Origin of the sequence: Natronococcus occultus SP4 (assembly GCF_000328685.1) — an archaeon.
Classification (GTDB): domain Archaea; phylum Halobacteriota; class Halobacteria; order Halobacteriales; family Natrialbaceae; genus Natronococcus; species Natronococcus occultus.
In genome coordinates this window covers 2,272,255-2,289,498 of record NC_019974.1, presented here as the reverse complement: position 1 = coordinate 2,289,498, position 17,244 = coordinate 2,272,255, and the positions used below count along the sequence as shown (strand labels likewise).

At 67.3% G+C, this 17,244-nt stretch carries 18 protein-coding genes; 10 read left to right on the top strand and 8 right to left on the bottom strand.

Annotation, left to right across the window (positions count from 1 at the left end):
- The first annotated feature begins 53 nt into the window (after positions 1 to 53).
- Entirely contained in the window at positions 54 to 566 is a 513-nt protein-coding gene (locus NATOC_RS11385; RefSeq protein WP_015321597.1) for a hypothetical protein, read from the top strand.
- 265 nt (positions 567 to 831) lie between these two features.
- Positions 832 to 1,356, top strand: a complete 525-nt coding sequence (locus tag NATOC_RS11380; RefSeq protein ID WP_015321596.1) for a PadR family transcriptional regulator — start codon at positions 832 to 834, stop codon at positions 1,354 to 1,356.
- Between the two features lie 27 nt (positions 1,357 to 1,383).
- Here the strand turns inward: NATOC_RS11380 and NATOC_RS11375 are convergent, their stop codons facing one another.
- The 4 genes from NATOC_RS11375 to NATOC_RS11360 form a co-directional block, all read right to left on the bottom strand.
- Positions 1,384 to 3,216: a site-2 protease family protein gene (locus NATOC_RS11375; protein WP_015321595.1), complete on the bottom strand. Its 1,833-nt coding sequence runs from the start codon at positions 3,214 to 3,216 to the stop codon at positions 1,384 to 1,386.
- 74 nt (positions 3,217 to 3,290) lie between these two features.
- Positions 3,291 to 4,982 carry a lysine--tRNA ligase gene (lysS, locus tag NATOC_RS11370; RefSeq protein ID WP_015321594.1) on the bottom strand — a complete coding sequence of 564 codons (1,692 nt, stop codon included), beginning with the start codon at positions 4,980 to 4,982 and terminating at the stop codon, positions 3,291 to 3,293.
- Entirely contained in the window at positions 4,979 to 5,704 is a 726-nt protein-coding gene (gene pyrH / locus NATOC_RS11365) for a UMP kinase (RefSeq protein ID WP_015321593.1), read from the bottom strand. Before pyrH ends, lysS begins: the two co-directional genes overlap by 4 nt.
- Before the next feature lie 101 nt (positions 5,705 to 5,805).
- Positions 5,806 to 6,801 carry a CapA family protein gene (locus NATOC_RS11360; RefSeq protein ID WP_015321592.1) on the bottom strand — a complete coding sequence of 332 codons (996 nt, stop codon included), beginning with the start codon at positions 6,799 to 6,801 and terminating at the stop codon, positions 5,806 to 5,808.
- 82 nt (positions 6,802 to 6,883) lie between these two features.
- Here NATOC_RS11360 and NATOC_RS11355 point away from each other — a divergent pair, with 82 nt between their 5' ends.
- The 3 genes from NATOC_RS11355 to NATOC_RS11345 all read left to right on the top strand — a co-directional run bounded on the left by NATOC_RS11355 (position 6,884) and on the right by NATOC_RS11345 (position 9,567).
- Positions 6,884 to 7,705 (top strand): molybdopterin synthase, encoded by an 822-nt coding sequence (locus NATOC_RS11355; RefSeq protein WP_015321591.1) that lies wholly within the window; start codon positions 6,884 to 6,886, stop codon positions 7,703 to 7,705.
- 284 nt (positions 7,706 to 7,989) lie between these two features.
- Positions 7,990 to 8,229, top strand: coding sequence for a DUF7123 family protein (locus NATOC_RS11350; RefSeq protein ID WP_015321590.1), 240 nt, complete (start codon positions 7,990 to 7,992; stop codon positions 8,227 to 8,229).
- A gap of 180 nt (positions 8,230 to 8,409) precedes the next feature.
- Positions 8,410 to 9,567: a site-2 protease family protein gene (locus NATOC_RS11345; RefSeq protein WP_015321589.1), complete on the top strand. Its 1,158-nt coding sequence runs from the start codon at positions 8,410 to 8,412 to the stop codon at positions 9,565 to 9,567.
- On the opposite strand, the gene thiL is transcribed toward NATOC_RS11345, so the two are convergent.
- Complete coding sequence (gene thiL, locus NATOC_RS11340; RefSeq protein ID WP_015321588.1) at positions 9,568 to 10,473, bottom strand: thiamine-phosphate kinase; 906 nt, start codon at positions 10,471 to 10,473, stop codon at positions 9,568 to 9,570.
- Positions 10,474 to 10,587: 114 nt separating this feature from the next.
- Between thiL and NATOC_RS11335 the strand changes: the two genes are divergently transcribed.
- From NATOC_RS11335 to NATOC_RS11325, 3 genes are all read left to right on the top strand, one after another.
- Positions 10,588 to 11,043 carry a 30S ribosomal protein S19e gene (locus NATOC_RS11335; protein ID WP_015321587.1) on the top strand — a complete coding sequence of 152 codons (456 nt, stop codon included), beginning with the start codon at positions 10,588 to 10,590 and terminating at the stop codon, positions 11,041 to 11,043.
- Positions 11,044 to 11,146: 103 nt separating this feature from the next.
- Positions 11,147 to 11,500, top strand: a complete 354-nt coding sequence (locus NATOC_RS11330) for a DNA-binding protein (protein ID WP_015321586.1) — start codon at positions 11,147 to 11,149, stop codon at positions 11,498 to 11,500.
- Positions 11,500 to 12,090, top strand: a complete 591-nt coding sequence (locus NATOC_RS11325; protein ID WP_015321585.1) for an alpha hydrolase — start codon at positions 11,500 to 11,502, stop codon at positions 12,088 to 12,090. The genes NATOC_RS11330 and NATOC_RS11325 overlap by 1 nt, the downstream gene beginning before the upstream one ends.
- 4 nt (positions 12,091 to 12,094) lie before the next feature.
- On the opposite strand, the gene NATOC_RS11320 is transcribed toward NATOC_RS11325, so the two are convergent.
- Positions 12,095 to 12,619, bottom strand: a complete 525-nt coding sequence (locus tag NATOC_RS11320; RefSeq protein ID WP_015321584.1) for a TspO/MBR family protein — start codon at positions 12,617 to 12,619, stop codon at positions 12,095 to 12,097.
- Between the two features lie 139 nt (positions 12,620 to 12,758).
- Here NATOC_RS11320 and hisS point away from each other — a divergent pair, with 139 nt between their 5' ends.
- Positions 12,759 to 14,057 carry a histidine--tRNA ligase gene (gene hisS / locus NATOC_RS11315; RefSeq protein ID WP_015321583.1) on the top strand — a complete coding sequence of 433 codons (1,299 nt, stop codon included), beginning with the start codon at positions 12,759 to 12,761 and terminating at the stop codon, positions 14,055 to 14,057.
- Between the two features lie 12 nt (positions 14,058 to 14,069).
- Here the strand turns inward: hisS and NATOC_RS11310 are convergent, their stop codons facing one another.
- A complete protein-coding gene (locus tag NATOC_RS11310; protein ID WP_015321582.1) occupies positions 14,070 to 15,500 on the bottom strand; it encodes an MATE family efflux transporter in 1,431 nt (476 codons plus the stop codon).
- An 88-nt stretch (positions 15,501 to 15,588) separates the two neighbouring features.
- Positions 15,589 to 16,680 (bottom strand): geranylgeranyl reductase family protein, encoded by a 1,092-nt coding sequence (locus tag NATOC_RS11305; protein WP_015321581.1) that lies wholly within the window; start codon positions 16,678 to 16,680, stop codon positions 15,589 to 15,591.
- Between the two features lie 126 nt (positions 16,681 to 16,806).
- Between NATOC_RS11305 and NATOC_RS11300 the strand changes: the two genes are divergently transcribed.
- Positions 16,807 to 17,184, top strand: coding sequence for a hypothetical protein (locus tag NATOC_RS11300; protein WP_015321580.1), 378 nt, complete (start codon positions 16,807 to 16,809; stop codon positions 17,182 to 17,184).
- Positions 17,185 to 17,244 lie beyond the last annotated feature (60 nt).

Here is a 17,244-nt window from a genome sequence, read left to right as displayed (position 1 = left end):
CCCCCGCGAATGTCTGCCGCTCCTTCAGGTGTTTCGAGAACGAAACGGAACTGATGACCCGAACCGAGCCACGCTCGCGCCGATCGACGCTCCGGCTGGTCGGTGCGACTGCCGGAGTCGCACTCGCCGCCGGCTGTACCGAAGGGACGGGCGACGGCGAGGGGGTACCCGACCAGAACGAGAGTGACGAAACCGTCTCCGAGGAAGCCGACGAGGACGATCCGGACCCTCCCGAAGACGAGTGGGAGGACGTTTCGACGCTGGAATTCGAGGCCGACACCGACGGCTGGATCGGTGTCGAGCCCGAGGCGATCGAGGACGTGGAGAATCCGGATATCGTTCTCTACGAGGGTCGCGAGTACGAGTTCCGGGTCACGAACGTGGACGGAGACGTCCACAACTTCGCACTGTGGGATGGCTCCGACCCCGTCGCGTCCACGGCGTTCCTCGAGGACGACGGAGCGTCGACGACGTTCGAGGCCGAGGTGACCACGGAGGTCGAACAGTATCTCTGTGAGACACACCCGGAGGAGATGGCCGGTGCCGTCGAACTCCGCGAGGAGTAGCTCTTGGCGACCGACGCCGAGTCGTTTCGACTATCCTCTCGACCGTCGGTCAGCGGGCGAATCCGACACGTCTTCCAAGCCGGCCTCGACAGTACACTCGGTACAGAGTGTCCCCCCATCGGTCGCTAGAACCCACCGGGCGGTTCGAATCGCTGACGACGGCGATCGGCGGATCCGTTAGCCCTCGATCGGTCGCGCGCCCCTCGGCTCTCGCGAATGGGGTGACCGAAACCCTTTACGTACGTCCGTTAAAATCTCGGATCACATGCGGAAGAGTGGCCCGCCGAAGGGAGTGATCGCGTATCTCGTCCTCGAACTGCTCGAGGAGAAACCCCGCTACGGCTACGAGATTCTCAAGGAGATCCGCGATATCAGTGGCGGCCACTGGGAACCGTCCTACGGCTCGGTGTACCCCATCCTCTACAAGTTCGAGGAGAAGGGGTGGGCCGAACGGATCGAACGCGAGGACGAACCCGACCGGAAGTACTTCGAGCTGACCGAGGACGGCCACGCGGAACTTACCGACCGCCGGGAGTCGAGCACCGAGAACGCCCGGGATTTCGCCGACGTCATCCTCGGATTCTTCCACGTCTACGCGGCGTTTGCGACGGACGAACGGTTCGAGATTCCCGAACCCGACGACGAGTGGCGGTTCGACGAGACGTTCAGCGCCTGGATCGTCGAGCAGGTCGTCCGGCATCACGAACACTACTTCGATACCGACTTCGAACGCATCGAGGACACCCCCGAGGAGTTCTACGAGCGCCACGGGATCGACGAAGAGGAGTAGCCGCCGTCGTCGGTTCTGAGGGGCCGTTCAGTTCAGTAGCTGCGGTCCGAACAGCATCAGCAGGAAGCTGGCGAGCATCGCCAGCCCGACCGTCGTCGTTACCATTCGGACCATCCCCCGAGTGGCGTCGATCGGCAGCCGCGAGACGACGGCCTCCGTGCTGGTCCGAAGGATGTGGCCGCCGTCGAGCGGGAACGCCGGGATGCAGTTAAAAAAGCCCAGCTGAACGTTGATCCACCCGGTCCAGAACAGCAAGTTGGCCGCCGTAAACACTGCCCAGTCGCCGAACACGGAGAGCGATCCCTCGACCTGATAGAAGTTCTCGATCCCGCCAACGAAGCCCGCGAAGTTAAACGGCAGGACGTCGAGAAAGCCCGCCAGCGGCAAGAACAGCGCGAAGCCGATCTTCCCGAGGAACGAGTCGACGAGCGGGCTAACTTCGGTGTCGCCGTCGCCACCGAGGACGGTGAGGTACGCCTCCGCGGGGTAGTGCTGGACGCCGAGTGCCTCGGTGGTGACACCCGAGACCCCCTCGATCGGCTGGTAGCCGGCCGTTCCGCCACCGGTGACCTGACTTCGGTCGCCGAGGGTGATCTCGTACTCGACGCGCTCGCCGTCGAGGTAGCCCGCAACCGTGACCTCGTCGCCGGGATCGGTGTCGCCGAGTCGATCCTGGAGCACCGACGCCGAGTGGGTGCGTTCGCCGTCGAGTTCGGTGATAACCATCCGGTCTCCCGCGGGGGCGCCGGCGTCGGCCAGCGGACCGTCCTCGGCGATCGCGACGGCCGCGCCGATCGGGACCTCGCGTTCGTCAGTGTCGCCATCCTCGCCGACGGTCAGCGTGACGACCTCGTCGTCGCCGGCAGCCTCGAGCAGTTCGTCCTCGGTCGCGACCGGATCGCCGTCGACCGCAAAGACCGACTCCCCAGTGTCGAGGCCGGCCGGGTTTCCGTCGACGGCTGCGGTCACGACCAGCGACCGCTGGACGGTCACCGTCTCCTCGTCGTTGCGCTCGAGGGTGACGCTCTCGCCGTCGACGTCCTCGAGCAGTTCGAGGAAGTGGGCGTTGTCCTCGATCTCCTCTCCTTCAAGGGCGGTAATGCGGTCGTTGGGCTCGAGGCCGGCGTCGGCGGCGGGCGAACCGGGGGCGACCCCGCCGACTGCGGCGCCGGGGGCGACGGCGATCGAGCCGACGATCGGACCGAAAAGCAGGGCGAACGCGACGATCGTGATCGCGAAGTTGTTGGTGACGCCGGCGGCGAACATCCGCGTCTGGGCTCCGCGATCGGCGTCCTGGCTACTCTCCTGGTCGGGCTGGACGAAGGCCCCGATCGGGAGGATCGCGAGCATCGCGACACCCATCGACTCGATGTCGATGTCTTCGACGCGACAGAGCAGGCCGTGGCCCCCCTCGTGAACGACCAGCCCGACGAGCAGCCCGAAGACGATCCCCGGCGTCGCGGAGAGCGGGAGAAAGTCGTTGACACCGGGGATGATCAGGACGTTCCGTGGCTGTTGGACCGAGGACGTCGGCTGGGGCGCCGACAGCGCGGCGATCGCCGCGAACAGCAGAAAGCCGAACATCGCGACCATGACGACGACCGCGATGCCGATCCCCGCGTTAGCCCACGCTCGCCAGAACCGCTTCGGGCCGGAAAGCCAGTCGAGAAACGCTCGGCCACGCGTGGTGTGAAACGTCGTGATCGGCCCCTGTGTTCCGACGTAGCTCGGCAGCAGTCCGGCGTTACGAAGCGAGAGGATCAGGAACCAGTAGGCGAGAAGGCCGATCAGCACCCACGTCAGCGTCGTCGAACCGAAAAGTTCCGGCACCGAGACGAAAGCGGGAGAGCCGTATTGCATCTATCGTAGTTGGGGGAGGGGTTCTCAAATGGTTTGTGTTGCCCGGAGCTCGTCGGGCGACGGTGGAGAACCCGTTAGCGCTCCCGCCGGAGTCGCGCGACGACGAACTCCCGGTCGAGCTTGCCGAGGAACGGGCCCAGCTTCGGCCCCTGCTCCTCGTCGAAAAAGAGCCGGTAGCCGGCCCCGAAGAAGTCGCCGATCTCGACGTCGTGGCGCTTTGCGGTCTCGTAGATCTCGCCCTGAATCTCGTCGGGCTCGTGGCCCGCCGCGACGAAGTCGGCGAGCTCGTCGAGGGCGTCCTCGGTCGTCGCGTCGAACTCGTGGTCGGGGATCGCGCTGCGCTTGAGCTCGTAGTCGAACTCGTTGCCGGTTCGGCGCGCCCAGTTGCGCGCCCGCTCGACGCGTGCCAGGGCGTCCTCGACGGCCCGCTCGGGGGCGTCCTCGGGGATGTGGCCTTCCTTGCGGGCGACCTCCTCGCGCAGCTCGGGGTCGTCGAACATCCCCAGCACGGCGGCGAACGTGTAGGGGAGCCGAATCCGGTCCTCGCGGGGCTCCTCCACGACGAGGGGGTAGACCCGCTCCGCGAAGGCCCGTTCGTCCTCGCTGGCGTCGACCTCGCCGAAGTAGGTCGCCTCGAAGCGATCGAACTCGTCGACGAGCTGGTCGAGCCGTTCGACGCTGAAGTCCCGCGCCTTCGAGGGGTCCTTCGCGAAGAAGTACCGCAGCACCTCGGGTTCGAGCAGCTCGAGGACGTCCGAGACGAGGATGACGTTGCCCTCGGAAGAGGAGAAGGGGTCGCCGTCGAGGGTGAACCACTCGTAGACCATCGGCACCGGTGGCTCGGTCTCGAGGACGTTGCGCGCGACGTCCTGGCCGCTTGGCCAGGAGCCCTCGGCGTGGTCCTTGCCGAAGGGTTCGAAGTCGACGCCTAAGGCCTGCCACTGGCCGGGCCACTCGAAGCGCCAAGGCATCTTCCCCTCGCGGATGGTGGCGGTTCCCTCGTGGCCACAGCCCTCAATGGTGCGGTCGCCGGCGTCCATGTCGGTACAGCGGTAGTCGACGGTCGCAGGGTCGGTTGCTAAGTCGACGTCGGTGACGGTCTCGGTGATCTTGCCACACTCCTCACAGATCGGGTTGAACGGGACGTACTCCTCGTCGACCTTGTCCTGGTACTGCGAGAGTACCTCGCGGGCCCGATCCTGGTTGGCGAGGACGTGTTGTGTCACGTCGTCGAACTCGCCGTCGGTGTAGAGCTCGGTCGTCGAGACCATCTCGATCGGAACGTCGACGGCGTCGGCGCTGTCCTGGATGATCTGCGAGAAGTGCGCGCCGTAGGAGTCACAGCAGCCGAACGGGTCCGGAATGTCGGTGTAGGGCGAGCCGAGGTTCCGGCCGAGCGCGCCCGCGTCGACCTCGCCCAGATCGACGAGGTCTCCGTCGAGATCACAGAGGGTCCGAGGGAGCTTGCGGAGGGGGTCACGGTCGTCGGCGGTAAACACCTGGCTGACCTCGTGGCCGCGCTCACGGAGCACCTCGGCGACGTAGTACCCCCGCATCACCTCGTTGACGTTGCCCAGGTGAGGAACGCCCGACGGCGAGATGCCGCCCTTGATCACGATCGGTTCGTCGGGATCTCTCCTTTCGACCCGGTCGGCGACCGCGTCGGCCCAGAAGACGTGACGCGCGTCGTCCTCGCGCTGGAGGGTGTAGGGGCTCTCGGTGTCCGGTTCGTCCCCGTCGTTCGCGTCGTTCTCGTCGGCGCTCATCGTTCCCCGTTCGCCCAGTAGGTCGGTTCCTCGCCGACGCCGTCGGGGACGACGTCGGTTCCCTCGTGGTCGCCGTGACGGACCGCCCGCGAGATCCGGTCGGGGTCGGTGCCGTCGAGGACGATCGTCCGCATCCCGGAGCGCTCGATGATCTTGGCCGCAAGCAGGTCGACGGGCGCCGAGGAGCCGGCGTTCATCTCCAGGCCGGCGATGACGTCGACCAGCTCCGTCGCCGAGAGGGAGTCGTACTTCGTCGCGTCGTCGACCTCGTTGGGGTCGTCGCTGTAGACCCCGGGGACGCTGGTCGCGTAGACGAGCAGGTCGGCGTCGACGTACTCCGCGAAGGCGGCGCCGACGGCGTCGGTCGTCTGGGCCGGGGCGACCCCGCCCATCACCGAGACGTCGCCCCGTCGCAGCGCCTCGCCGGCCTCCTCGTAGTCCTCGGCCGGCGCGGTGACGGCGTCCTCGCCGAGCGCGGCGATGAGCAAGCGCGCGTTGAGCCGGGTGACGTCGATCCCCAGCTTGTCGAGTTCGATCTCGTTGGCTCCCAGTTCGCGGGCGGCGCCGATGTACTCGCGGGCGACGCCGCCACCCCCGACGACGGTCCCGACCCGGCAGCCGTCCCCGACCAGGTCATCGATAACCGCGGCGTGCTCGGCAACCCGATCGGCCCCGGGCTCGGGGACGAGTACACTCCCGCCGATAGAAACGACCACTTTCATCCTAACCCGGTGTAACGGAGTCGCTATCTTAAGGATTGCCAACTCCGCGGCGGCCGTGACGGACTCCCGTGAGGCGGACTCGAGCGCACCGATGACGTCGGTCAGTCCCCGAGCGACAGGACCAGCGCAGCCTCGTCCCGTTCGAACGCGGTTCCGAACGGGTCCGACAGCTCCCGCATCCGATCGCGGGACCAGTCGGCGGCCTCGGGGCTCGCCTCGTGGACCGCACAGTCCTCGATTTCGGTCGGGTAGAGGCGAAGCTCGAGCAGCTCCCCGTCGTCACCCAGCTCCAGTACGAACAGGAAGCTCCGATCGTTGCGAAGCTCCGGATCGACCGCGTAGTCGTCGACGAAGTCGCCCGTGTCGTAGAGGATCGGACGACCCTCGTGGAGTTCGATCCCCTGGAAGACGTGGGCGCTGTGGCCGTGGACGACGTCGACGCCCGCCTCGATCAGCCAGCGACCGAACTCGCGGAACGACGCGGGCGGCTCCGTGACCATGTTCGGCCCCCAGTGTAGCGAGGCGACAAGCAGGTCCGGCTCCACCCTGCGGGCGTCCTCAAGCGCCTCGCGGACGCGCCGTCTCGTCGCCGCGTCCTCGTGGTCGATCTCGATCCAGGCGGTTCCGGGAGAGTCCTCCTCGGCCGCGTACTCGGGGGTGTTGTCGGTCAACGAGACGACCGCGACCTCGAGCCCGTCCGTCGAGACGACCGCGGGCTCGAGGGCGTCCTCGATCGTTTCACCCGCACCTGTCCGGGCGATCCGCGCCTCGTCGAGACGATCGAGGGTATCGCACAGTGCGGTCTCCTCGTAGTCGAGTACGTGGTTGTTCGCCAGCGTACAGCAGTCGACGCCCGCGCGCTCGAGGGCCGGGACGGCCCAGTCGGGATCCGCACGGAAATGAAACGGTCGGCGCGTGCGTCGCCATTTCGTCCCGCGTTTCGAGAGGACGCATTCGAGATTGATCACCAGGCCGTCGAGCTCCCGTAACCGATCGAGGACGTTCCCCCACACCGCGTCGACGGGACGGCGCTGCTGGCGGTCATCGACGACCCGGCCGAGCATGACGTCGCCGGTGAATCCGATTCGGATGGTCATGTCCGTTCGTTCGCGTCCCGGCTACAAAGACCGCACCCGCGACGGCGACAGCTACAAACCGGAACCGGACCAATCCTCCGCCATGTACGTACTCGGCTGTCTGAACCGCGGGGCGAGCGACGAACGGCTCGACCGCGTCGTCGACCGCGTCGTCGATCGGCTCTCTCGGGAGGGACGTGTCGGCGTCGTCCGGTACGACGCGACGATCGCCGACGGCACCCAGGAGTCGCTGACGATCGGCGGCGACGTCACGTACGGACTCGGCGCCGACGGCGACTGGACCGCCTCGGGAACCGGACTGTCGGTCGCCGGCGCCCTGGAATCGCTCGCAACCGACTGCGAGTACGCCGTCGTCGTCGGCGTCCCCCGTCTCCGGTATCCGACGCTCGTCGTCGGCGACTCGCCCGACGACGCCGGGAACGTCCTCGCGACCGTCTCCGGTCCCGGCGATCTCGAGGAGCAAGCCCTCGTCGAGGCTCTCGAGGACGAGGAACCCTACGAGACCCTCGAGTCGCTCGTCGCGCGGGTCAAACGCTCGCCGCGGGCCGACCGCGCGGGTGCGATCGCGACCTTTACCGGCCGGGTGCGGGCGAAGGACGAGCCCGACGACACCCGTACCGAGTACCTCGAGTTCGAGAAATACGAGGGAGTCGCCGAACAGCGAATGGCTGCCCTGGAGAGCGACCTCAAGGACAGAGAGGGCGTGTTCGACGTCGAACTCTACCACCGGACTGGTGTCGTCGCGGACGGCGAGGACATCGTCTTCGTCGTCGTCCTCGCGGGCCACCGCGAGGAAGCGTTCCGAACGGTCGAGGACGGGATCAACCGTCTCAAGGACGAGGTTCCCCTGTTCAAGAAGGAAGTGACCGTCGAGGACGAGTTCTGGGTCCACGAGCAGGCCTGATCGAACCGAGCACGACGCCGAAATGGGGGAGGGGGAAACGGCCTGCCATCGCAGGCAAAACTGAAGCAATCACTTAATATTATAATTATTCTATTCCTTGTAGATTGTATGGAAATAATACGTTAGAGAAGCCAATAAAACGTCTAGACGATTCTTAATCGCTCGTGAATAGTCTCAATAAAGCCGGCAAGGCACATATTATTTCACGCTGATCTGAACGCAATTGAATTCTCGCTAATCAACCTTCCTTTATAACATGTATTCGCTGCAAGAGGGTATCGTCGATGAGCACGACAGCCCAACCCTCCACGGAAAGCAAAGAACGGCGGCTCAAGAACTACCTGCGCGAACAGGCTGAAGACGGGGAACTATACTTCAAGGGGAAGTTCATCGCGGACGACGTCGACATGTCCCCGAAGGAGATCGGCGCGTTGATGGTCAAACTCTCCGACTCCGCGAGCGACCTTGAGGTCGAGAAGTGGTCGTACACGAGCGCGACGACCTGGCGCGTGGAAGCCGTCTGAGCTGTCGGCTCTCGACGGAACTGACACCTCCCGCGCCGACGCGACTGGGGTCGTTCGGCGCGGTACCCCCTGATCACACGATTGCGACTGCGCCCGCGTGCCGCCGACTGTCTCGGGACGCGGGGTCACTCACTTTTGGGAAGGAAGCCGATTTATACGAGCAGCCGCTGCCTCCGTACGATGGACGACGTCGATCCGTCCGGCGACGGGACCGCGGGCCGCCGGACCGTTTCCCTCGACGACGGGCCGCCGCTTGAGCGCATCGAGTCGGTGTTTGCGGTCTACGAAACCCGACGGGAGGACGGCCAGCTCGTCTACTACGGCGATCCGCTGATCGCTCCCGAACCGCTGATGCGGGAGCTATGGCCGGTATTTCGCGAGGACGGGTACGACGTCGAGCTGACGCGGCGCCACGGCGAGTACGTCCTCGTCGCCGAACCCCGGTCGATCGGGATCGACGGTATCCCCTGGACGAACGTCCTCCTGTTGCTCGCGACGGTCGTCTCGACGCTGTTCGCCGGGTCGATGTGGTACCACATCGATCCGTTCGCCGATCCGCTGGCGATGGTCGAGGCCTGGCCGTTCATGGTCGCGATCCTGGGCGTCCTCGGGGTCCACGAGATGGGCCACTACGTGCTGAGCCGCTACCACGGAGTCGACGCCTCCCTGCCCTACTTCATTCCGGTGCCGACGCTGATCGGGACGATGGGCGCCGTGATCAAGATGAAAGGGCGGATGCCCGACCGGAAGGCGTTGTTCGACATCGGCGTCGCCGGCCCGCTGGCGGGCCTGGTCGCAACGGTCGTCATCACGATCGTCGGGCTCCATCTGCCGCCCGTCACCGCTCCCGAGGACGTCGTCGCGGATCCGAACGCGATCCAGATCGAGCTCGGCTACCCGCTGTTGCTCGAGGGGCTCGCGGCCGCCTTCGACCAGCCCCTCTACCGGGACGATCCGGCGATGGCCGTCAACCCCGTCGTCATCGGCGGCTGGGTCGGGATGTTCGTCACTTTCCTCAATCTGATCCCGGTCGGCCAGCTCGACGGCGGCCACATTCTCCGGGCGATGGCGGGACAGCTCCAGGAGACGATCGCGGCGCTCGTGCCGGGCGCGCTGTTCGGGCTCGCGGCGTACCTCTACTACGTGAGCGGCCACAGCGGCAACTCGGTGTTCATCTGGGTGTTCTGGGGGATCTTCACCGCGGTGCTCGCATCGGTCGGCCCGGCCCGCCCGATGCAGGACGAACGGCTCGGCGCCGGGCGATTCCTGCTCGGAGTCGTCACGTTCGTCCTCGGCGCGCTGTGTTTCATGCCGGTTCCGATCGCGATCGTCCAGTGATCAGGCCTCGCCGTGGGTGTACCCCCGGTCCGCGAGCGCCTCGCCGTCCAGGGTGATCCCGTCCGCCGGCTCGACGACGGTTCCGATCCGGGAGAGCGGGACGTCGACGGCCTCGCGAACCGCCTCGAGAGACGTCTCGGGTACCGTCGCGACGAGCTCGAAGTCCTCGCCGAACGTCGTCGCGCGCTCGAGCGCCTCCGCCTCGCTCTCCGAGAGCGATCGCACGGCGTCGTCGATCGGCACGTCCGCTGCGTCGATCGCGAAGCCACAGTCGCTGGCCTCGGCGAGCTGGTGGAGCGACCGCGCGAGGCCGTCGCTGGAGTCCATCATCGCCGTCGCGTGCGGTGCGAGCGCCCGACCAGCCGCGATCCGGGGCTCGAACCGGAACAGCTCGTTCGCCCGTTCGCGGGCGTCGGCGTCGTCCTCGCGCTCGCCCCGTCGAAACAGCTCGAGAGCGGCCGCGCTCCGTCCGAGCGTGCCGGTGACACAGACCGCGTCGCCGGGCCGGGCGCCGCTGCGCGGAACCGGATCGTCGGTCCGCCCGATCGCGGTCGTCGCGACGGTAAACTCCTCGTGGCCGTCGAGGTCGCCGCCGACGTACTCGCCGTCGACGCGTTCGCAGACGTCTCGCGCGCCCCGAACGAACGCGAGCAGCTCGTCCGCGAGGAACTCGGGGGCCGCGTAGGCGGCGACCGCGGCCGTCGCCGTGGCTCCCATCGCGGCGATGTCCGACAGCGAGGCGCCGACGGACCGCCAGCCGGCCGTGTAGCGGCTCGTTCCCGACGGAAAGTCCGTCCGCTCGTGGAGCATATCCGTCGTCACGACAAGGTCGTCGACGACGGCCGCGTCGTCCCCGACCGGGTCGAGTTCCCCCTCCAACAGCGCCAGTGCGGCGCGTTCGTCCATACCCAGCGTTTCGGGGCCAGAACGAAAAACGGTCCGGACCGCGAGGACGGCGCTCGGGGTCGAGCTCGGGGAAAGACGATGGCCTTAAATGCCGCGGCAGGGAACCCAACGCCAATGGCTACGATGTACGACGTTCCGGCGGACGACCTCATCGAGGCGCTCGCCGAGGACCTCGAGGACCGACTCGACGAACCCGACTGGAGCCAGTTCGCCAAAACTGGCGTCGACCGCGAACTACCTCCCGAGCAGGAGGACTTCTGGGCGACCCGCGCCGCGAGCCTCCTGCGGAAGGTCGCCGACCGCGGCCCCGTCGGCGTCGAACGACTCTCGACGGAGTACGGCGGTGCGAAAGGCGGCACGAACCGCTACCGCGTCGCGCCCGACCGTCGCACCGATGGCTCGAAGAACGTGATCCGCACCATCCTCCAGCAGCTCGAGGAGGAAGGGCTCGTCGAGACCGCCGAGGGCGAGGGACGGCGCATCACCGCCGACGGCCGAAGCCTGCTCGACGACACCGCCGGCAACGTCCTCGAGGAGCTCGACCGTCCGGAGCTCGAGCGCTACGCGTAAGGGAGTTTTCGTCGAATCGCTTTCGTACCGCTCGCCCGATCAGCGGCGCCTCTTGCCGTGATCGTCCGTAATCATTTTCTGCGCAGGCGAGCAACGTCCCACTATGAGCGGCTCACCCGACGAGGAGAAACTCGAGGAGCTCCGACAAAAGAAGATGGAACAGCTTCAGGAGCGTGCCGAAGGCGGCGAGGCCGACCAGGCCGGCCGGGAGGCCGCCCAGCAGCAGGCCGAAGCCCAGAAGAAGGCACTGCTTCGCCAGCACCTGACCGACGACGCCCGGAAGCGGCTCAACACGGTCAAGATGAGCAAGGAACAGTTCGGCGAACAGGTCGAACAGCAGGTGATCGCGCTGGCTCGCAGCGGGCGCATCCAGGGGAAGATCGACGACGAGAAGATGAAACAGCTCCTCCAGGAGCTCAAACCCGACTCGAAGAGCTTCGACATCAAGCGCCGCTGATGGAGCTCGGACTGCTCTACAGCGGGGGCAAGGATTCGACGCTCGCGGCACTCGTCCTCGAGGAGTTTTACGACGTCACGCTCGTAACTGCCTGTTTCGGCGTCAGCGACGACTGGAAACACGCCCGCGAGAGCGCGGAAAACGCTGGATTCGACTTCGAGCGACTCGAACTCGGCTCCGAGGTAGCTCGCGAGGCCGTCGATCGGATCCGCGAGGACGGCTTCCCTCGCAACGGGATTCAACACGTCCACCAGCAGGCCCTCGAGCGCCTCGCCGAGGGACGGTTCGACGCGATCGCCGACGGGACCCGCCGGGACGACCGCGTGCCGACCGTCTCGCGGGCCCAGGCCCAGAGCCTCGAGGACCGCCACGACGTCGACTACATCGCGCCGCTGTCGGGGTTCGGTCGGACGGCAGTCGACCGACTCGTCGAGGACCACCTCGAGGTGACCGTCGGCCCGAGCGAGGCGATCGACCGCGCGGACTACGAGGCGGAGCTGCGGGCGATCATCGCCCAGGAAGACGGCCCCGAAGCCATCGAAGAGCTGTTCCCCGACCACGAGCAGACGTACGTGACGAACGTCCGGTAGTATCCTATCGACCGCGGTTGCGTTTCCAGAGTCCGTAGTTCAGCGTCGTCGCGAACGCGACCCAGCACAGGTACGGCACCAGCAACAGCGCCGCCCGGCGATCGATGCGAGCGAACGCCGCGATCGTCACGGCGATCGCCGGTCCGAGCAACGCGATGACGACGAGCCCACCGAGGGTCGACCGCCGACCGAAGAACACGAGCGACCAGAGCGCGTTCAACGCGAGCTGCAGGAGGAACGTGCGCTCTGCCCGCCGTTTTCGCCTCGGGCTCGCGGTTCGGTCCCGACGGATCAGGTGCCACGCGACCCCCATCGTCGCGAACAGGACGGTCCAGACGGGCGGAAACACCCAGCCCGGCGGCGTTCGCGGCGGTTTCTCGAGGGTCGGGTACCACTCGTCTACGTCCTTGGCGGTCAACAGACCGGGGACGACACCGGCGAGCTCGCAGAAGCCGACGGCCAGGCCCAGCTCCCGCCACTCACCGTCGCCGAACGTCTCGGGAGCGGTCCGATCGATGCGCGGAGGCATACGGCGCCTTCGTCGACGCCGTATAAATTCCTCCGCCCTCTCGGCGGGCGAGCCGCGCTCGTCGCGGCCGACGGTCCGAATTTGCGGGATCGCCGGCCAAACGAAAGGTTAGAAGGTCGCCGTCGCCGAACGGTGGGGTATGTACGACGGCATCAAGGGGTTTCGTGACTTCTACCCCGGCGAGATGGCCGCCAGGCGGGCGACCATCGACACGATCGAGGACGCCGCTCACAGGTACGGCTTCCGCGAGATCGGCACCCCCGCACTCGAGCGCGCGGAGATGTGGACCGACAAGAGCGGCGACGAGATCGTCGAGGAGCTGTACGCCTTCGAGGACCAGGGCGGGCGCCACGTCACGCTGACCCCCGAGCTGACGCCGACGGTCGCGCGGATGGTCGTCGCGAAACAGCAGGAGCTCTCGAAACCGATCAAGTGGTTCTCGACGCGCCCGTTCTGGCGCTACGAGCAGGTTCAGCAGGGCCGCCAGCGCGAGTTCTACCAGACCAACGTCGACATCTTCGGCTCCTCGGAGCCCGAGGCCGACGCCGAGATCCTCGCGTGGGCCGCCGACGCCCTGACCGATCTCGGGCTCACCGGCGACCACTTCGAGTTCCGGATCTCCCACCGCGACATTCTCGGTGGTGTGCTCGAGAGCTACGAGACCGACGTCGACACGACCGAGGCGATCCGGGCGGTCGACAAGTCCGGTAAAATCTCCACCGCGGAGTACCACGACCTGCTGGTCGAGGCCGGCCTCTCCTACGACCAGGCCGCCGAGTTCGACGAGCTGATCGCGAGCGGCGACCTCGAGGACGTCGAGTCGTTCGCCGACACCGAGCGCGTGACGGCGGCCGTCGAAAACTTGCAGCACGTCCTCGGGGCGGCCGAGGACTTCGGTGCCCGCGAGTACTGTACGATCTCGCTGGAGACGGCCCGGGGGCTCGACTACTACACCGGCGTCGTCTTCGAGTGTTTCGACTCGACGGGCGAGGTCTCCCGGTCGATCTTCGGCGGCGGGCGCTACGACGACCTCATCGAGAGCTTCGGCGGCCAACCGACCCCCGCGGTCGGGGTCGCGCCCGGCCACGCGACGCTGGCGCTGCTGTGTCAGCGCGCGGGCGTCTGGCCCGAGGAGGAAGTGACCACCGACTACTACGTGCTCCAGGTCGGCGACACCCGCGCCGAGGCCGCCCGGATCACCCGCGAGCTGCGCGACCGGGGCCACGTCGTCGAGACCGACGTCGCCGGTCGCTCCTTCGGCGCCCAGCTCGACTATGCGGACTCGATCAACGCCGAGACGGTCGTCATCGTCGGCGAGCAGGACCTGGCGAACGACGAGGTGACGATCAAAGATATGGAGTCGGGCGACCAGCTCCAGACCGCCGTCGAGGAGTTCCCCGGCGACCGCGAACGTCCGACCTACGAGGACTTCGCGTAGCGGGTCTCGTTTTTACTCCGCTTCGGCGTCGGGCCGATACCGTCGGCTCACGGCCTTCCAGCGCCCGCGCCGGAACAGCCAGTAGTTGATTCCGCCCGGAACGTACGTTTCGAGCAGGAAGGCGAGATAGAGTCCCCCGACGCCGAGCGGGGTGACGAGCCCGAGTGCCGCCGCGGGTAACGCAAAGAGGTACCGCCCGATCAGGGAGGCCACGAGCGGCAGCCGGGTGTCGCCGGCGCCGAGCAACGCGCCCGCCGCGGCGCCGTCGACGCCGAGCCCGATTGCGCTGACGGCGCCGACCGCGACGAACGTCGCGGCCAGGGAGACCTCGGCTGGCTCGCTCACGAACAGCCCCGCGATCGGCTCGGCGAACGCGAGGACGACGGCGGCGATCCCGACGTAACAGACCGTCGAGAGGCGGACGATCCCCTCGCCGTAGGCGCCGGCTTCCTCCACCTCGTTCGCGCCGAGATGTTGGCCGACCAGCGAGCTCGAGGCGAGTCCCATCCCCCAGTTGACGCTGTTGATCAGGCTGCGGACGCGGCGACCGACCTCCAGGGCGGTGACGACGACCGGGCCGAAGGAAGCCGCGATCCACAGCAGCGGGAAGACGACGATTCCCTGAGCGAGCCGGCGGCCGATCTCCGGGGCCGAGATCTCGACGAGCTCGCGGATCACGCCCGCTTCGAGCCACGGCCCCTCGCGGGTGATCGGGACGGGGCTTGGCTCCATCCCGAGCGCACCGTAGGAGCGTCCGACCATCCCCCACCCGAGGACGGCCGTGACGAACCCCGTCGAGAGGGTCGTCCCGAGCGCGGCGCCCGCGACGCCCATCTCGAGGCCGAAGATGAAGAGGGCGCTGAGCACGACGTTCAGCACCGCGCCGCCCGCGCGGGCCATCATCTCGGTGAAGGTGTCGCCGACACCGGTGTAGGTGCGACTGGCGATCAGGTTGAGGATCTCGAAGAGCACGGCGGGCGCGACGTAGACGAGGTAGGTGCGGCCGTGAGCCAGCGACTCCGCGTCGCCGTCGAACAGGCCGATCAGTGTGTCGGGGACGAGCAGGAACGCGGCCGCAAGCGGCATCGAGAGAACGACGGCGAGTATCACGCTCTGGGTGACGACCAGCGACGCCCGTTCGTTCTCTGCCCCGCCGTAGTTCTGGGAGACGAGGCTGACGGTCCCGCCCGCCAGGCCGAGTCCGAGCATCGCGACGATCTCCCAGTAGGCAAGCGCAAAGGCCAGTCCCGCGGTCCCGGTGGTGCCGACGGCGATCCCGACCATCGCGAGGTCAGCCGTCTGTTTGGACATGATCGCAACCCCGGTGACGATCCGGGGCCAGGCCAGCTCGACCGTCGGGCGCAGTCGCTCGGCGTCGATGATCCCCAGCCGCTCGAGGACGCTCGCCACGAACGCGGCGATGGCCGCCAGCCGTTCGGTCATCTGTCGGCGGTTTCGAGACGAGGGGCTTCGATTCGTCGCCTGCGGTTCCGGGGTGGCACGTCCGAACCCGAGTACGGCCGCACGGGAGTCACGGCCGAAGCCGCGACAGCATCGCCTTCAGGTGGGTCGGCGAGACCAGCGACGTCGGACGATCCATGTGGACGCCGATCTCGCCCGACAGCGCGCCCAGCCCGATCCGCTGGATCGGCTCGGGCAGCGAGTAGGCCCGACGGATCCAGTGCCCCAGCCGCTGGTCGCGTTCCAGGTCCTCGCGCCAGGCGCGCTCGTAGGCCGCGACGGATGTCGGCCGATCGGGGTCAATCTCGCGGGCCGCGTGGTCCGCGGCCGTCGTCCCGTAGAGGATCCCGCCGCCGGTGAACGGTTTGGTCTGGGCTGCGGCGTCACCGATCAGAAAGCCCCGACGGCTCGTCACTCGATCCGCAGGGCCGATCGGAATCGCCCCCGAACACCGGTGGGAAACGTCGATCTCGTAGCCGTCGATCAGCTCCTCGAAGTGTTTGGTCACCTCGACGCCCGGCGGAGCCGCGAGACCGTACTCGACGCCGGCCTCGCCACGGGGGATCCGCCAAGCGAAAAACGTCGGCGGGGTGAGGTGGACGTCGACGAAGTCCTCGTGATCGTCCTCCTCGGAAAACGCCAGCACTCCGTGGAGCAGCTCGTCAGGTTCGGGCAGTCCGAGCTCCTGGCGGACCCGCGAGCGCGGGCCGTCACAGCCCGCGACCATCTTCGCCTCGTGGGTGACGGGCCCGTCGGGTCCGCTCGCCACGACCTCGACGCGGTCGTGGTGTTCGGTGACGCTCGTGACCGAATGGTGTTCCCGGACGTCGGCGCCGGCCTCGCGAGCGAGGTCGGCAAGGTGACGATCCAGCCCGACGCGGTCGATGACGTTCGAGGCGACCTCCTCCTTGTAGAAGGGGTAGGCGTCGCTGCGGGGACCGCCGACGTGAAAGCGCGCGCCGTAGATCTCGTTCTGGAGCAGCTCCTCGCGGGCGTCCTCGCCCGCTACGCTCCAGATGTCCGTACTGACGTGGCCCGAGCAGGCAAGCGGCGTGCCGACCGTCCCCTGCTCCAGGGCGAGGACGTCGTGGCCGCGCTCGGCGGCTCGACGCGCGAAACGCGCGCCGGCGGGGCCGACGCCCACGACGACGAAATCATACATATTCTGTACGTCTCACTCGGACGGTAAGAAGGTCCCGAGTATCGATCGCGGGCGAGGACGACGTTCGAGCCCGTCATCTCGTTTCCGGTGGAAAGAATTAGTAGACAGTCGACACTAGATCGCAGTATGCAGACCGGGAACGCGGTCGACGAGCGGATGCTGGAACGCGAGCGGCAGCTACTCGCCGTCCTCGTCCTCGGTCCGCTCCTGCTCGTCCAGGTCGTTCTACTGTACGCGGGGTTCGGTAATCGCGGCGTTGCCGGACTCGTTCCCGGCCTGATCGGGCTCTACGCCTGTGGGGCAGTCGCCGCCGGCGTCCTCGTCGACCGCCATCGCACGCTCGAGTTCCAGCTGCTGCTTTCGGGCGGATTGGCCGTCCTCACCGGGACCGCCGCGGCCCTGACCCCGGCGACGACCTACACCGTCGGAGCGATCGGCTTCGCCGCAGCGACGCTGTACTACGGCTGGCGCTGGCGGGCTCGAGGTGGCTCGATTCGACAGTAATCGAACAGAAGTCGTTCTTCGACTCGAGGTCCGGCAGAGGAAACGCATCCTCGAGCCCCA

What these genes read in the sequence shown, in the direction of transcription:
- NATOC_RS11385 (WP_015321597.1), top strand. Translation starts at nt 54, where the DNA reads ATGACCCGAACCGAGCCACGCTCGCGCCGATCGACGCTCCGGCTGGTC.
- NATOC_RS11380 (WP_015321596.1), top strand. Translation starts at nt 832, where the DNA reads ATGCGGAAGAGTGGCCCGCCGAAGGGAGTGATCGCGTATCTCGTCCTC.
- NATOC_RS11375 (WP_015321595.1), bottom strand. Translation starts at nt 3,216, where the DNA reads ATGCAATACGGCTCTCCCGCTTTCGTCTCGGTGCCGGAACTTTTCGGT.
- lysS (WP_015321594.1), bottom strand. Translation starts at nt 4,982, where the DNA reads ATGAGCGCCGACGAGAACGACGCGAACGACGGGGACGAACCGGACACC.
- pyrH (WP_015321593.1), bottom strand. Translation starts at nt 5,704, where the DNA reads ATGAAAGTGGTCGTTTCTATCGGCGGGAGTGTACTCGTCCCCGAGCCC.
- NATOC_RS11360 (WP_015321592.1), bottom strand. Translation starts at nt 6,801, where the DNA reads ATGACCATCCGAATCGGATTCACCGGCGACGTCATGCTCGGCCGGGTC.
- NATOC_RS11355 (WP_015321591.1), top strand. Translation starts at nt 6,884, where the DNA reads ATGTACGTACTCGGCTGTCTGAACCGCGGGGCGAGCGACGAACGGCTC.
- NATOC_RS11350 (WP_015321590.1), top strand. Translation starts at nt 7,990, where the DNA reads ATGAGCACGACAGCCCAACCCTCCACGGAAAGCAAAGAACGGCGGCTC.
- NATOC_RS11345 (WP_015321589.1), top strand. Translation starts at nt 8,410, where the DNA reads ATGGACGACGTCGATCCGTCCGGCGACGGGACCGCGGGCCGCCGGACC.
- thiL (WP_015321588.1), bottom strand. Translation starts at nt 10,473, where the DNA reads ATGGACGAACGCGCCGCACTGGCGCTGTTGGAGGGGGAACTCGACCCG.
- NATOC_RS11335 (WP_015321587.1), top strand. Translation starts at nt 10,588, where the DNA reads ATGGCTACGATGTACGACGTTCCGGCGGACGACCTCATCGAGGCGCTC.
- NATOC_RS11330 (WP_015321586.1), top strand. Translation starts at nt 11,147, where the DNA reads ATGAGCGGCTCACCCGACGAGGAGAAACTCGAGGAGCTCCGACAAAAG.
- NATOC_RS11325 (WP_015321585.1), top strand. Translation starts at nt 11,500, where the DNA reads ATGGAGCTCGGACTGCTCTACAGCGGGGGCAAGGATTCGACGCTCGCG.
- NATOC_RS11320 (WP_015321584.1), bottom strand. Translation starts at nt 12,619, where the DNA reads ATGCCTCCGCGCATCGATCGGACCGCTCCCGAGACGTTCGGCGACGGT.
- hisS (WP_015321583.1), top strand. Translation starts at nt 12,759, where the DNA reads ATGTACGACGGCATCAAGGGGTTTCGTGACTTCTACCCCGGCGAGATG.
- NATOC_RS11310 (WP_015321582.1), bottom strand. Translation starts at nt 15,500, where the DNA reads ATGACCGAACGGCTGGCGGCCATCGCCGCGTTCGTGGCGAGCGTCCTC.
- NATOC_RS11305 (WP_015321581.1), bottom strand. Translation starts at nt 16,680, where the DNA reads ATGTATGATTTCGTCGTCGTGGGCGTCGGCCCCGCCGGCGCGCGTTTC.
- NATOC_RS11300 (WP_015321580.1), top strand. Translation starts at nt 16,807, where the DNA reads ATGCAGACCGGGAACGCGGTCGACGAGCGGATGCTGGAACGCGAGCGG.